This is a genomic window from Streptomyces sp. TRD_SC_5 (assembly GCF_056836825.1).
The window spans coordinates 4592367-4607111 of record NZ_JBWZZS010000001.1 but is presented as its reverse complement, the minus strand read 5'-3'; the positions used below and the strand labels follow the sequence as shown (position 1 = coordinate 4607111).

The 14745-nt window shown below is 70.0% G+C and carries 11 protein-coding genes; all 11 read right to left on the bottom strand.

Annotated elements, in window-relative coordinates; translation table 11 throughout:
• Positions 1–164: 164 nt before the first annotated feature.
• The gene (locus AC1P0E_RS21250) at positions 165–1598 is read right to left on the bottom strand and encodes an NAD-dependent malic enzyme (RefSeq protein WP_482743716.1); all 1434 of its coding nucleotides are present in this window, start codon (positions 1596–1598) and stop codon (positions 165–167) included.
• A 375-nt stretch (positions 1599–1973) separates the two neighbouring features.
• Positions 1974–4406 (bottom strand): HelD family protein, encoded by a 2433-nt coding sequence (locus tag AC1P0E_RS21245; protein WP_482743715.1) that lies wholly within the window; start codon positions 4404–4406, stop codon positions 1974–1976.
• 96 nt (positions 4407–4502) lie between these two features.
• Entirely contained in the window at positions 4503–5261 is a 759-nt protein-coding gene (locus AC1P0E_RS21240) for an anti-sigma factor family protein (RefSeq protein WP_482743714.1), read from the bottom strand.
• Entirely contained in the window at positions 5258–5887 is a 630-nt protein-coding gene (locus AC1P0E_RS21235; protein WP_214969366.1) for a sigma-70 family RNA polymerase sigma factor, read from the bottom strand. Before AC1P0E_RS21235 ends, AC1P0E_RS21240 begins: the two co-directional genes overlap by 4 nt.
• 48 nt (positions 5888–5935) lie before the next feature.
• Positions 5936–6526 carry a CGNR zinc finger domain-containing protein gene (locus tag AC1P0E_RS21230; RefSeq protein ID WP_482743713.1) on the bottom strand — a complete coding sequence of 197 codons (591 nt, stop codon included), beginning with the start codon at positions 6524–6526 and terminating at the stop codon, positions 5936–5938.
• A 234-nt stretch (positions 6527–6760) separates the two neighbouring features.
• The gene (locus tag AC1P0E_RS21225) at positions 6761–7930 is read right to left on the bottom strand and encodes a uroporphyrinogen-III synthase (protein ID WP_482743712.1); all 1170 of its coding nucleotides are present in this window, start codon (positions 7928–7930) and stop codon (positions 6761–6763) included.
• A gap of 108 nt (positions 7931–8038) precedes the next feature.
• Entirely contained in the window at positions 8039–9373 is a 1335-nt protein-coding gene (locus AC1P0E_RS21220; RefSeq protein ID WP_482743711.1) for an MFS transporter, read from the bottom strand.
• Positions 9374–9502: 129 nt separating this feature from the next.
• The gene (locus tag AC1P0E_RS21215; RefSeq protein ID WP_482743710.1) at positions 9503–10375 is read right to left on the bottom strand and encodes a chitosanase; all 873 of its coding nucleotides are present in this window, start codon (positions 10373–10375) and stop codon (positions 9503–9505) included.
• Positions 10372–11814, bottom strand: a complete 1443-nt coding sequence (locus AC1P0E_RS21210; RefSeq protein WP_482743709.1) for an acyltransferase family protein — start codon at positions 11812–11814, stop codon at positions 10372–10374. The genes AC1P0E_RS21215 and AC1P0E_RS21210 overlap by 4 nt, the downstream gene beginning before the upstream one ends.
• Positions 11811–13973, bottom strand: a complete 2163-nt coding sequence (locus AC1P0E_RS21205; protein ID WP_482743708.1) for a bifunctional polysaccharide deacetylase/glycosyltransferase family 2 protein — start codon at positions 13971–13973, stop codon at positions 11811–11813. Before AC1P0E_RS21205 ends, AC1P0E_RS21210 begins: the two co-directional genes overlap by 4 nt.
• The gene (locus AC1P0E_RS21200; RefSeq protein ID WP_482743707.1) at positions 13970–14719 is read right to left on the bottom strand and encodes a hypothetical protein; all 750 of its coding nucleotides are present in this window, start codon (positions 14717–14719) and stop codon (positions 13970–13972) included. Before AC1P0E_RS21200 ends, AC1P0E_RS21205 begins: the two co-directional genes overlap by 4 nt.
• Positions 14720–14745 lie beyond the last annotated feature (26 nt).

The following is a 14745-nucleotide window of genomic DNA, read 5'->3' as shown; positions in this document are numbered from 1 at the left end:
AAAAGCGCCACAGGCTCGACTTGGTGACGCTCCGTCCGCTGCCGGAAGCGGACCGCAGGGCTCTTCAGGGCCCCTACGGGCTCATTGCCCGCCACCCTAGAGGGGGCCGTGAGGCCCTGCGGCCCGCGACGCGCCGGGTGATCCGCCAGGACCGCCGGGAAACGTCAGGCGGACGTGGAACCCGTCACAGCGGAACCCACGGCCTTCGCGGCCGTACGGACGGCGCCCGCGACCGCGCCCGCCACCTTGTCGTTGAAGACCGACGGGATGATGTAGTTCGCGTTGAGCTCGTCCTCGGTGACGACGTCCGCCAGGGCGGCCGCGGCGGCGAGCATCATCTCCGTGTTGACCGTACGGGACTGGGCGTCCAGGAGGCCTCGGAAGACGCCGGGGAAGACCAGCACGTTGTTGATCTGGTTCGGGAAGTCCGAGCGGCCGGTGGCCACAACAGCCGCCGTCTGACGGGCGATTGCGGGCTCGATCTCGGGGTCCGGGTTCGCGAGCGCGAAGACGATCGCGCCGTCCGCCATCGCCGCGACGTCGTCGCCGTTCAGGACGTTGGGGGCCGAGACGCCGATGAAGACGTCCGCGTCGACCACGGCCTCCTTGAGGGTGCCGGTGACGCCTTCCGGGTTGGTGTTGTCGGCGATCCAGCGCAGCGGCGACTGGGGAGCCGCGTCGACGAGGTCCTCGCGGGCCGCGTGCACCACGCCGTGGATGTCGGCGACGACCGCGTGCTTGACGCCCGCCGCGATCAGGAGCTTGAGGATGGCCGTACCGGCCGCGCCCGCACCGGACATGACGACCCGTACGTCACCGAACGACTTGCCGACCACGCGCAGCGCGTTGGTCAGCGAGGCGAGGACCACGATGGCCGTGCCGTGCTGGTCGTCGTGGAAGACCGGGATGTCGAGGGCCTCGCGCAGGCGGGCCTCGATCTCGAAGCAGCGGGGCGCCGAGATGTCCTCGAGGTTGATGCCCGCGAAGCCGGGGGCGATGGCTTTGACGATCGCGACGATCTCGTCGGAGTCCTGGGTGTCCAGGCAGATCGGCCATGCGTCGATGCCGGCGAAGCGCTTGAAGAGGGCTGCCTTGCCCTCCATGACGGGCAGCGCGGCCATCGGGCCGATGTTGCCCAGGCCGAGCACCGCGGAGCCGTCCGTCACCACGGCGACGGAGTTGCGCTTGATGGTGAGACGGCGGGCGTCCTCGGGGTTCTCGGCGATCGCCATGCACACCCGGGCGACACCCGGCGTGTAGATCATCGAGAGGTCGTCACGGTTGCGGATGGGGTGCTTGGACGCCATCTCGATCTTGCCGCCGAGGTGCATCAGGAACGTACGGTCGGAGACCTTGCCCAGCACGACGCCCTCGACACCGCGCAGCTGTTCGACGATCTCGTCGGCGTGCGCGGTGGAGGAAGCGGCGATCGTGACGTCGATCCGCAGCTTCTCGTGGCCGGATGCGGTGACGTCGAGGCCGGTCACGGAGCCGCCGGAGGCTTCGACGGCCGAGGTGAGGTGACTGACCGAGGTCCCGCTCGCGGGGACCTCCAGCCGGACCGTCATCGAGTACGAGACGCTGGGCGCCGTTGCCATGGCCGACTTCCTCTGCTTTCACTGACTTCGTTGCTACGCCGCCGCGACTGTTGCCCGGCAGCGCCTTCCGATGGTCGCACCTACCAGCGGGTAGCAGGTAATGCGGTCATTTTGTTTTCGGAAAGAGTTTTCCACCATACGAGAACCCCAGGTGAAACAGAAGAGGTCCGCAGCACCCGTGGGTGCTGCGGACCTCTTCTTGTATGTACGTACTAGGTGGCACCGACCCGCCATGCTCGCCTCGCGGCAAGTGGTCGCTCGAAGCGACGAAGGTTGGGCCCGGGGGCTTGGATCGAGCCGGTGCCACACCCAGGCTAACAAACCACCCCGGCAAGTGAATCCCGGACGGCAGGTTGACCGGGATTCAGCCCCGCCTCAGTCCCTCAGCAGCGCCGGAACCCCGTCCGCGCCGGGCTTGTCCCGCTCCCCCGACACGACCGTGAGCTGCTGCGTCGCGCGCGTCAGCGCCACGTACAGCACCCGCAGGCCGGCCGGGGACTCCTCCGCGATCTCGGCCGGCGACACGACGACCGTCGCGTCGTACTCCAGGCCCTTCGCCTCCAGGCTGCCGAGCGCCACCACGCGCTCGCCGAGCGGCGCGAGCCACTTGCGGGCCTGTGCGCGCCGGTTCATCGCCACGACTACGCCGATCGTGCCGTCCACGCGGTCCAGGAGGCGCTGTGCCTCCTCCCGGGTGGTCCGGGCCAGATCGGCGCCCTGTACGACGCTGCTGTGCTCATTGTTTGCTGTCACAAAACGCGGCTCCACACCCGTCGACCGGACAGCGGCGGGCGACTCCATGCCGGGCATCGCGAGGGCCAGGATCTTCGCCGCGAGGGCGGCGATCTCCGCCGGGTTGCGGTAGTTCACGGTGAGGGTGAAGCGGCGGCGCGGGCGGGACCCGAGGGCCTCGTCGCGGGCGGCCGCCGCCTCGTCCGGGTCGGTCCAGGACGACTGCGCCGCGTCACCGACGATCGTCCAGGTGGCGTGCCGGCCCCGGCGGCCGACCATCCGCCACTGCATGGGCGTGAGGTCCTGCGCCTCGTCGACGATGACGTGCGCGTACTCGGTGCGCTCCAGCGCGAGCCGCTCGGCCCGCTCCCACTGCGTCTCCTCGCGCTGCGGCATGAGCTCTTCCAGGCCGCTGAGCTGGTCCAGCGGGTCGTACTCGCGCTTGCGCTTGGGGCGGGCCGGGGTGCCGAGCAGCGTCTGGAGCTCGTCGAGGAGCGCCACGTCGTGCACGGACAGAGGGCCGTTCCCCTCGGCGTCCAGGCGGCGCAGGGAGCGGGCCAGCTGGCGGGTCTCGCGCGGGTTCAGTACGCGGCGGGCCCAGCGGCCGAGCCGCTTGTCGTCAGCCATGGCGGCGAGCACGCGACGCGGGGTGAGCTCGGGCCACCAGGCGTCGAGGAAGTCGATGAAGTGCTGCTCGGTGGAGACGTCCTCGTCGAAGCCCGAGCGCAGTTCCGCGATCAGCTCCTGGTCGGTGTACCGGCCCCGGCCGCTGGATTTCGACCACAGGGCGTCCAGGACCAGCTTTCGGGCGCGCGGGCGCAGCAGGTTGACGGGGGCGGTGCCGCTGAGGACGTTGTGGCGGATGCGGTTGAGGTCGTCGGCGTTCAGCTCCACGCGCTGGCCGAAGGCGATGACGCGCAGACGGGTGGGGGTCCGGGCCTCCTGCGGCTCTTGGGGCTCCTCGTCCCCGAAGGTCAGCTGGCCGTCCTCGTCGGGGGCCGCCGGGGCGGGCGGCGCGTCCAGGGCGCCGCGTGCCGCGTTGCGCAGCACCTTGAGCATGCGCGAGGAGCCCTTGATGCGGGAGATGTTCGGTTCGTCGTACGTCGACGCCTCAGCGCCGTCGACCAGTGAGCCCACCGCGCGGATCGCGACCTGGCCCTCCTCGCCGAGCGAGGGCAGCACGCCCTCGGTGTACGCGACGAGCAGCGGGGTCGGGGACACGACGAGGATGCCGCCCGCGTACTTCCGCCGGTCCTGGTAGAGCAGGTACGCGGCGCGGTGCAGGGCCACGGCGGTCTTGCCGGTGCCCGGGCCGCCGGAGACCTCCGTGACGGAGGCGGCGGGGGCGCGGATGACCATGTCCTGCTCGGCCTGGATGGACGACACGATGTCGCGCATCGTGTGACTGCGGGCCTGGCCGAGCGCCGCCATCAGAGCGCCGTCACCGATGACGGGCAGCGCGGCGCCGTCGAGTGTCGCGGTCAGCTCCGGGCGCATCAGGTCGTCCTCGACGCCGAGCACCTTGCGGCCCTTCGAGCGGATGACCCGGCGGCGTACGACGCGGCCCGGCTCCTTGGGTGTGGAGCGGTAGAACGGCGCGGCGGCCGGCGCCCGCCAGTCGATGACCAGCGGGCTGTAGCCGGAGTCGAGTACGCCGATACGTCCGATGTGCAGCGTCTCGGCGATGTCCGCGGTGAGGTCGGGGCGTACCGCGTCGTCGGCCGCCTCCACCGAGGTGAACGCGCCGTCCGGGCCCTTCTCACCGTCCTTGCCCCGGAGCAGGTCGATGCGTCCGAAGAGGAAGTCCTCGAATTCGTTGTTGAGCCGGTTGAGGTGAATTCCGGCGCGGAAGACCTGCGCGTCGCGTTCGGCGAGCGCGCCGGGGGTACCGACCTGGCCGCGCTTGGCGGCGTCGTTCATGAGGAATTCCGCCTCGTGGATCTTCTCCTCCAGACGGCGGTACACCTGATCCAGATGATCCTGTTCCACACCGATTTCGCGGGTCCGTGCCGACTCCTGCGAGGAGGAGTCGGCAACGGAATTCACGGAATCGACAGCGGCATCCTGCGCGGCCACCGAGGCCCCCTTCTGACGTGCTGCGGGCAGCCGTCAACCGTACGCGACGGGGGGCCGCGACCGCACCTGTCAGGAACGGGGGATTGTGCTGATCTGTCAGGCTTCTACCTCGACGAGGCGCTTTCCATCGAAGGTCCGGACCTCGAAGTGGTCGATTTCGTTACGATTCATCGCCGCGCCGCCGTGGACGTACAGCGGGTTCTTCGCCATCTCGTGCGTGCTGTCCGGGATGCCGTATCCCCACTTCGGGACGGCCCAGGTCGTCACTGTCTCTTCCTTGCCGTCCTTCGAGACGGCGATCAGGCTGCACTTCAGCGGGCCCTTGACGTTCTTGAGCTCCAGGACGGTGTGGGTCCCCCAGGCCTTCTTCTCCATGCCCACCGTCGCGCTGACCTTCGTGCTCGCGTCGGTCGCGACGATCTTCTCCTCCATGTGGTTGAAGAAGGCGTCCTCGGCGGGGCTGGTGGGGTGGGGCTCCCCGGCGACGTGCCGGTCCGGGTCGTTGCCGTCGGACGTGGTCACGACCGCGATCGTGGGACCGCCGATCACCAGCACGGCGGCGGCCGCGACCAGGTAGAACCCGCGGCGGCGGCGCTGCGCGCGGCCCGCGGCCACCTCGTCGGTGAGGCGGGTGAGGAGTTGCGGGCTGGGCTGGGTCAGCTGCGGGGGCGGGCCGGGGGACTGGGCCAGGGCCGCCATCATCGGTTCCATGCCCGCGAAGTCGTCGAGCTGGGCGGCGCAGTACTCGCAGTACGCCAGGTGGGCCTCGAAGGCGGTGGCGTCCGCGTCGTCCAGGATGCCGAGCACGTAGGCGCCGACGGCGTCGTGCTCGGAGTGCCGGTCGTGCGTCGTCATGCCGTCACCCCTCGTTCCTCCAGCGCGAGCTTCATCGAGCGCAGTGCGTAGAAGACCCGGGACCTGACGGTCCCACTGGGTATGCCGAGCACTTCGGCCGCCTCATTGACCGTACGCCCCCTGAAATACGTCTCGACAAGTGCTTCCCGGTGGGCGGGAGTCAAATCGTCGAGCGCGTCGGAGAGCGTCATCAGCCACAGCGCCTTGTCGATCTCGTCCTCCGCGGGCATGACCTCCAGCGGCGACGGGTCGACCTCCTGCGGCCGGGACTGCCGGCTGCGATGGTTGTCGATGACGATGCGTCGTGCGACCGTCACCAGCCAGGGGCGGACGGAACCGGTCGCCCGGTTGAGCTGACCGGCGTTCTTCCAGGCACGGATGAGCGTCTCCTGTACGACGTCCTCGGCGCGCTGGCGGTCGCCGGCGACGAGACGCAGTACGTAGGCGAGCAGCGGTCCGGCGTGCTCGCGGTAGAGCGCGCGCATCAACTCCTCGTCCGGTGTCGGTTTTTCGGCGCGCGGGCGCTCGCTTCTATGTCGCGCCCTGTGCTGACGGCTATCGGCCACGGCCGCATCCTCGCGCACCCGAACCTCCCGGTCGAGACCCTGTGTGGCTCCCTCCCCCATCACTACGCAGGGGTCCGGCGATCGACTCAACGCGATCCGAAAAACTTTTCAGGCGCGGGGCGCGACCGCTGCTCGCCGCCGGTGCCGGGCGACCCGTTCCCGGTTGCCGCACACCTCGCTGGAACACCAGCGCCTGCGGCGGCCCCTGGACGTATCGAGGTACAGGCGGTGGCAGTTGTCGCCCTCGCACTGGCGCAGGAGGGCGCGGGCGGCGGGGTCCGTGAGGAGATCCACCGTGTCGCGGGCGACGGCGGCGAGCAGGGGCGCGCATGCGGGAGCGTCGCTGAGGGTCCTGATCCAGGTGCCGTCCGAGGTGCGTACGGCTCTGAGGCCGGGGGGCGGGGTGGCGGCGAGGCTGTTGATGTGGCGGAGGGCTCGGGGGGCGGGGCGGCCCTTGAGCTGTGCGTGCACCAATTCGGCGACGTACGCCCGCACTTCGGCGAATCGCCCGACCCACTCGTCGTTCACGGCGTCCAGCACCGCGTCGCCGGGCACGAGCTCCGCCCCCACGAGCCACTCCCGCAGGCGTCGGGGGCCGCTCAGTTGCTCGGTGGGGTGCGCGCCTGTCGCCAACAGGTCCAGACAGATCCGTCCGGAATCGAACCGCAACTCGCACGAGCCTGCGCTGCCCGCTGCCATGCGTCAGTCACCGCCTTCGCCGTCCCTCCCAGAGTGCCCGGCGACGGGGCCCGCCGGAACCCCTCCTACCGGTGCAGGATCCGCTGGAAGAGCTACCGGCCTCGATGCGGCTGCGCCGGAGTCCGTCCGCCGGGCGGGGGCTCCGGGGTCGGTGCCGCCCCGGCACCGACCCTCCCGGCACCGTGGAGTGCGAAGCGGCGCCCTCCCTCAGTCCGTCCGGCCGGGGCAGTGGCGTTACGTGTCCGCGTACTTCGTGTCCGCCGACGGGTCCAGGGCCAGGCGGTAGCCGCGTTTTACCACCGTCTGGATCAGGTTGGGGGCGCCGAGGGACGTGCGCAGGCGGGCCATCGCCGTTTCTACGGCGTGTTCGTCGCTGCCCGAGCCCGGGAGTGCGCGCAGAAGGTCTGCTCGGGAGACGACCCAGCCCGGGCGGCGGACCAGGGCTCGCAGCAGGGACATGCCGGCGGGCGGCACAGGGCGCAGCTCGCCGTCGACCACGACCGCCTGGCCCCGGATCTCGAGGCTGCGGCCGGCGACCGGCAGGGTGCGGGCGCGGCCCGGTAGTTCGCGGCAGACCAGCTGGACCAGGGGGCCCAGGCGGAAGCGGTCGGGCTGGACGGTGTCGATGCCGTGCGCCTGGAGGGGCAGGGCGGTCACCGGGCCGACGCAGGCCGCCAGTACGTCGTGGCTGAGGGCCGCCAGGAGGCCGGGAAGCAGGCCTCGTTCCTCGGCGCGGGACAGGAGTGACGCCGCGGCGGGGGCGCTGGTGAAGGCCATGGCGTCCACGCCGCGGGAGAGCGTCGCGTCGATGAGGCGGTCCAGCGGTGCGATGTCCTCCGGCGGCATCCAGCGGTAGACGGGAACGCCGACCACCTCCGCGCCGCCGGCCCGCAGCGCCTCCACGAAGCCGGGCAGCGGTTCGCCGTGCAGCTGGATCGCGATGCGCCGGTTCGTTACGCCTTCGGCCAGGAGGCGGTCCAGTACCTCGGCCATGGACTCGGAGGTGGGCGACCATTCCTCCGTGAGGCCTGCGGCCCGGATCGCGCCCTTCACCTTCGGGCCGCGGGCCAGGATTTCGACGTTCTGCAGGCCGGCCAGGAGGGCATCGCCCAGGCCCCAGCCGTCGGCCGCCTCCACCCAGCCCCGGAAGCCGATCGCCGTCGTCGCGATCACCACATCGGGTGCGTCGTCGATCAGCTGCTTCGTGGTGGCCAGAAGCTCGCTGTCGTCCGCCACCGGCACGATCCGCAGCGCGGGCGCGTGCAGGACCGCCGCGCCGCGCCGGGTGAGCAGTGTGCCCAGCTCTTCGGCGCGCCGCGCGGCGGTGACGCCCACGGTGAAGCCCGCGAGCGGGCCGTGGTGGGGTTCTGACTGTGGTTCCTGCGTGGCGTTGTTCACGGACATCCCGGCTTTCGGTACCGCTGTGCTGGTGATGCGGAGGGCCGAGCCTGTCAACAACACATGACAGGCTCGGTTCCTTCGTATTTCCCGGCCGTTACGGACCCGCGCGGCTCACACCTCCGCATAGGTGAGCTGCGGCTTCGCCGGTACGGCCACCGGACGCCGAAGGTATACCGCCCAGGTGACGGCGAAGCACGCGGCGTAGAAGGCCAGGAAGGCCGCGAAGGCCGCCGTGCCCGTTCCCGCCGTCTGGAAAGACTGACGGAAGGCGAGGTTGATCGCGAGTCCGCCGAGCGCCCCGACCGCGCCGATCAGGCCCATGGAGGCCCCGGAGAGCCGCCGCCCGTACGCCGCGGCCGCCTCGCCCTCCATTCCCTTCGCCAGCGCCTTCGTCTGGAAGATCGCGGGGATCATCTTGTAGGTCGAACCGTTGCCGAGGCCGCTCAGGACGAAGAGCGCGGTGAAGCCGGTCAGGAAGACGGGGAGGGATTTCGTGGTGGAGGCGTAGACGACCACGGACGTCGCTGCCGCCATCGCGGCGAAGTTCCAGAGGGTGATGCGCGCGCCGCCGAAGCGGTCGGCGAGGGAGCCGCCGAGGGGGCGGATCAGCGAGCCGAGGAGCGGGCCGATGAAGGTGAGCGAGGCCGCCTGGAGCGGCGTACGGCCGAACTGGGTCTGGAGGACCAGGCCGAACGCGAAGCTGTAGCCGATGAAGGAGCCGAACGTCCCGATGTAGAGGAAGGACATGATCCACGTGTGCGGGTCGCGCACGGCGGCCTTGGCCGCGCCTGTGTCGTTCCGTACCGGTGCCAGGTTGTCCATCCAGAGCGCGGCGCACACCGCCGCGAGGAGGATGAGCGGGATGTACGCGGCCAGGAGGATGCGGGGGTGTGTCGCGCCCGCCACCGCGATGACCAGCAGGCCGACGAGCTGGACCACCGGTACGCCGATGTTGCCGCCGCCCGCGTTGAGGCCGAGCGCCCAGCCCTTCTTGCGCAGGGGGAAGAAGGAATTGATGTTCGTCATGGAGGAGGCGAAGTTGCCGCCTCCGACGCCGGTGAGGGCCGCGACCACCATGAAGGTGGTGTAGGAGGTGCCCGGTTCCATGACGGCGTACGCCGCGACCGTCGGCAGGAGCAGCATCAGCGCGCTGAAGACGGTCCAGTTCCGGCCGCCGAAGCGGGCCACCGCGAAGGTGTACGGAACACGGGCCACGGCCCCGACAAGAGTGGCCGTGCCGATCAGGAAGAACTTGCCGGCCGGGTCGATGCCGTACTCCGGGCCCATAAAGAGCACCATGACGGACCACAGGGTCCAGATGGAGAACCCGATGTGCTCGGAGAACACCGAGAAGAGGAGGTTGCGGCGGGCGATCTTCTCACCGCCCTCCCGCCAGAACGTCTCGTCCTCGGGGTCCCACCGCTCGATCCAGCGCCGCCCAGTCATCACGTGCCTCCACAGGTGTCGGGTCGATGGACCTGACGCTAGGGACGGCGGGTTTCAGCCCCGTGCCGCGAGATGACTGCCGCGCAACCTTGCTCTCACGGGGGGCGGGGCTCGATGGTGAGGGCCCGTTCAGGAGACGCGGAATTCCTCTCCGTACATGTGCCAGGTCAGCGGTGTCTTCAGGTCGAGATTGCCGTCGCGCAGGAAGACCCGCTGGGTGGTGTCGATGCGGCTGGTGTCGCGTCCGGACTCCGACTGCTTCATCACCTGACGGCAGGTGTCGAGGAAGGCGTTGAGGTACGCCTCCTCCTTGCCGCCCTCGGCCTTGGTCTTCGCCTTGGCCATCACGCGCTCGCGGATCTCGTAGAAGCCGTCACGGTCGATGCCGGGGCCGTGCAGGACCATCGCGTCGTAGTAGATGAACTGGCCGAGCGTCCCGAGGCCGTCCATCTTCGCGAGGTCGACAGCCTCCTTGAAGTACATGGTGTCCCGCAGTTCGTCCTGCGCGGCGCGGAAGGCGGCAGTGTCGGCCTCCTGCTCCCACGCCTCGGTGAAACCGGGGTCCAGGCCCTTGTGCGAGTCGGTGCCGTTGACCTCGCGCAGAGCGGGCAGGTACTTGGCCAGGCCGTTGTCGGGGTTGTCCTCGGTGTAGGACTCGACGAGCGTCAGCATGTCCTTCGTGCCGGAGCAAAACCCGACCACGCCGCCGCAGTAGCCGGAGCCGTAACCGCTGTCCGCGATGTGGCCGTACAGGCTGCGCCACTTCTTCGTGGAGTTCATGGCGGTCGCCACCAGCTCCTGGGCGAGCTCCTTCTTGTCCGGGGCGGCGAGCCCCGGCGGCAGCTTGGCTATCAGGTCCTCGGCCGATTCGAGCTCCTGCTGCGCCCGTTTGGCGGCGCCGGTGCGCGCCGGGTCCGCTTCGGACTGGGCCGGCGCGAAGGCGTACAAGGAGATCATCGCGACGGGGGCGATGGCGAAGAGGAGCCAGCTGACGCGCTTCATCCTGTTGCTTCCGATCGTTGTGCGACCTTGCTGCGGTCCTTGCCGTTCGGCCAGAGGCGCGGGCTTCGCCGGCCGGCGACGTCCTCGACCCAGCCGACGGCCAGGATCATCAGACCGAGGAGCGGCCAGACCAGGACGAACATGAGGAATTGGTAGGAATCACCCAGGATCTCGGCGAAGTTGTTGCTCACGAACGGGATCTTCCAGAGCAGGTCGATCAGCGGGACCGCCAGCAGGATCAGGATGTTGTGCCAGAGGTAGATGGTGACCGCGCGGTTGTTGAACAGCGTCACCAGCTTGTCGAACCGGGCCAGTCTGCCGGGCAGTTGCTGCCAGGACGGCGAGTACGTCAGCAGGATGGTGGTGAAGCCCAGGGACCACGTGGCCTGGGCCAGCGGGATGGCGTTGAGGTTCCAGCCCTCTTCGGTCAGGTGACCTGATGCCCACCACAGGCCGAAGGCCATGACCATGGCCGCGCTCGATACGACGATGTAGCGCGGGATCTTCTTGAGCAGGCCGTCCTGGTGCGCGAAGCCCAGGATCCAGCAGGCTCCGAACTGCGCGAAGGCGCTTACGGCGCTGCCGGTCTCCCCCGGGATCGTCACCAGGCCGGTCTCGATGACCGCTGTCAGCGCGATCGGCGCGAGCATCGTCAGCCACGGGCTCTTGCGGAACGCCATGAGCAGCAGCGGCGAGGCCACCACGAACCACAGGTACGTGCGCAGATACCAGAGCGGGACGATGGCGCTGATGGCCCAGCCGGTACCCAGCAGGTCGGTGTCGGCACCGACGGTCCAGGGGAACGGCGGGGCGCCGACCGGGACGAGGTAGTTGAAGATCTTCAGCCACCACCAAAGACCGTCTTCCGCCGAGGCCCTCCAGCCGGCGTAGAACATGAAGCCCAGCATGATGGCGCCGAACACCCACAGGGGCGGCAGCAGTCGTCGGAGCCGGTCACGGATCACGCCGCCGGCCGGGCGGCTCAGCGACCGGGCCATCAGCGAGCCCGCCAGCGCGAACATCACGCCCATGGAGGGGAAGACGACCGTCAGCCATGCCCAGCCGACGGTGTGGAAGAGGACCACGCGGATGAGGGCCGTGGCGCGCAGCAGGTCCAGGTACCGGTCCCGGCCGGGCGCCTTCGGCGCGGGGGCGGGCTGGGGATCCGGCGCCTCGGCCGGGTCGGCGACGGCCACGGGCGCGGGTGCGGTCGCGGGTGCGGTCGCCGGGTAGGCGTACGCCGGTTCTGGCGTTGCCTCCGCGTACGGCTGGGCGTACGTCCGGGCGTACGGCTCCGCGAAGGGATCGGCCGTCGCGTCCGCGTACGGCTGGGCGTACGGATCCGCTGCCGCCTCCGCGTACGGCTGGGGTGCGAACGGGTCCCCGCCCGCGTTCTCGTACTGCTGCCGGTACGGGCCCTCGGGATGGTTGTGCGTCATGCGACGGGCCTCCGGTCGCGGCGCTGCGTCGGCACGGCGCCCGGTGCGGCTCCCACGACTCCGGTACGGCGCAGCTTCTGCCAGCGCAGCCGGCCGCCGGTGAGTGCGGTGATCCAGGACTGGAGCAGCACGACGTACATGAGCTGCCGGTAGAGGAGCTGCTGGAGGGGGAGCGAGATGAGGTGCGTCATCTTCTCCTTGTCCAGGCGGAAGGCGTACGCCGCGCAGACGCCCTGCAGGAGGAGTACGCCCAGCCAGGCGGCGATCGTCTTCCCGGTCGGGCCGAAGACCAGGCCGTACAGGAGGAATACGTCGATGAGCGGCGCGAGCAGCGGCGTGACCACCATGAAGAGCGAGACCAGCGGCATGCCGACGCGGCCGAACCGGCCGGAAGGGCCCTTGTCGACGAGGGAGCGGCGGTGCTTCCAGATGGCCTGCATGGTGCCGTAGCTCCAGCGGTAGCGCTGCGACCACAGCTGCTGGACGGTCTCGGGGGCCTCGGTCCAGGCACGCGCGTTCTCGGCGTACACGACCTTCCAGCCGTCCCGGTGGATGGCCATGGTGATGTCGGTGTCCTCGGCGAGGGTGTCCTCGCTCATGCCGCCGACCCGCTCCAGCGCGCTGCGGCGGAAGGCGCCGACCGCGCCGGGGATGGTGGGCATGCAGCGCAGTACGTCGTACATGCGGCGGTCGAGGTTGAAGCCCATCACGTACTCGATGTGCTGCCAGGCGCCGATCAGGCTGTCCCGGTTGCCGACCTTGGCGTTGCCCGCGACCGCGCCGACGACCGGGTCGCCGAAGGGCTGCACCAGCTCGCGGACCGTGGACGACTCGAAGACGGTGTCGCCGTCCATCATCACGACGATGTCGTAGCGGGCGTGCGCGATGCCGTTGTTGAGCGCGGCGGGCTTGCCGGAGTTCTCCTGGCGTACGACGCGTACGTTCGGCAGCCGCATCGCTTCGACGATGTCCGCGGTGCCGTCAACGGAGCCGTCGTCGATGACGATGACCTCGACCGGATGGTCGCTGTCCATCAGCGAGCGGACGGTGTTGGCTATGCACGCCTTCTCGTTGTACGCCGGGACCAGCACCGTGACCGGTTCGGTGACCGGGGCGCCCCAGCTGAAGTTGCGTCCACGCACCTTGCGGGCGTGCACGAACGCCAGGATCAGCATCAGGCCGAAGCGCCCCATGACGAGGACACCGACGATGCTGAGGCCGGCCACCAGGACGGTGGTGATGTTCTCCGATATGCCGACGGCGTAGACGAACGCCTTGCCCTTCCACAGCTCCGGGCCGGTGACCTGGGTGTGGGCGGTGGGCGCGTTCAGCGCCTTGCTGAGCGTGGTGAACTCGTAGCCCTTGTCCTGCATGGCGGGCAGGAAGCGTCCGAGGGCCTCGACGGTCTGGGAACGGTCACCGCCGGAGTCGTGCATCAGCACGATCGCGCCCTTGCCGGGCTTGGGCGTGGCGTTGCTGATGATCTTGTCTACGCCCTGGCGCCGCCAGTCGTGGCTGTCGGTGTCGTTGAACGCGGTGATGTACCCGCGGCCGCCGATCGACTTGACGAGGTTCCAGTTCTTGTTGTCCAGGTGCCAGACGAAGTTCGAGTACGGCGCCCGGAAGAAGGACGTGCGGACACCGGCCGCTCCCGCGAGCGCCATCTGGTTCTGGGAGAGCTCCCAGTCGAGGCGGGACTGCGACTGGAGGGAGAGATCGGGGTGGTTGAAGGTGTGCAGGCCCACCTCGTGCCCCTCCTCCACCATCCGCTCGACCAGGTCGGGGTGGCGGGAGGTCATGGCTCCGGTGACGAAGAAGACGCCGTGGGCGTCGTACTTCTTCAGCTGGTCGAGGACCTTGGGCGTCCAGACCGGGTCCGGACCGTCGTCGAAGGTGATGACGATCTTGTCGTCCGGTACGCGCAGGCTGACGGGCTTGTCCGGCTGCCGTGCGTCGATGACGGGCCCGCCCTTGTGGATCTCCTCGGGGACCTGGCGCTTGTCGTCGAGGAGCCTGATGCGGTGGTCGGGCTGGATCTCGTTGTGCACGTACCCCCGCAGCATCAGCATCGCGAAGAGCGCGGCGAGGAAGACCGAGGGAAGCAGGTAGCGCATGGGCAGCCTGCGGCGGCGCCTGATGGCTCGGCGTCTGGCTGTCATGCGTTTTCTCCTGCGGGCGGGTCGGGCTCGATGACGGGGGGTGTGGGGGCGCTCTCGCTGGGGTCGGGGTCGGGCTCGACCGGCTCGGGCGGCTTGTCCGGGCCCGGCTCGGGGCCGGGGTCGCCCGGGGCGGGCCGGCTGGACGACCTGTCGGGGCCCGGCGGCGGTACGACGGTGGCGCCCGAGGGCTTGGCCTTCGGGGAGGTCGCCGGAGGGCCGAGGGGGCCGGGAGGCGCGGGCGCGTCGCCGGAGCCGCCGCGGGCGGGCGGGGCCGTCACGGCCGTCCCGCTGGAGTCGGTGGTGGGGCCGGGCTCGCCGGGCGCCTTGCCCGGGCCCTCGGTGGCGGACGGCCCGGCGGGCTCGGTGGGGGCCGGGGAAACCTTGACCGTTTCCGCCTTCTTGCCATCGGTCTGGCCGGGTATGAGCAGCCAGGGCGCGCTGGAGTTGCCGCCGATCATGGTGGCGACCAGCACCGCTCCGTAAACGGCGCAGGTGAAGGCGAGAACCCAGCCGATACGCCGCAGCTTCTTGCTCCTGCGGCCGCTCTCGTCGACGAAGACCGGCCCGTCGGAGCCCTCCTGGGGCTCCGGAACACCCGGCAGCTCGGGGGCACCAAGCAGCTGCGTCGAATCCGGCAGCTGCCGGCCGACGCCGTCCAGCTGCACGGCGCCGAGCTCGACCGTGATCTCGCTCGGACTCAGATCTTGGGGATACCCGAATCGGGCATCATCTCGCAAATTGTCCACAGTTGTACGCACATCCCCCACAGAAG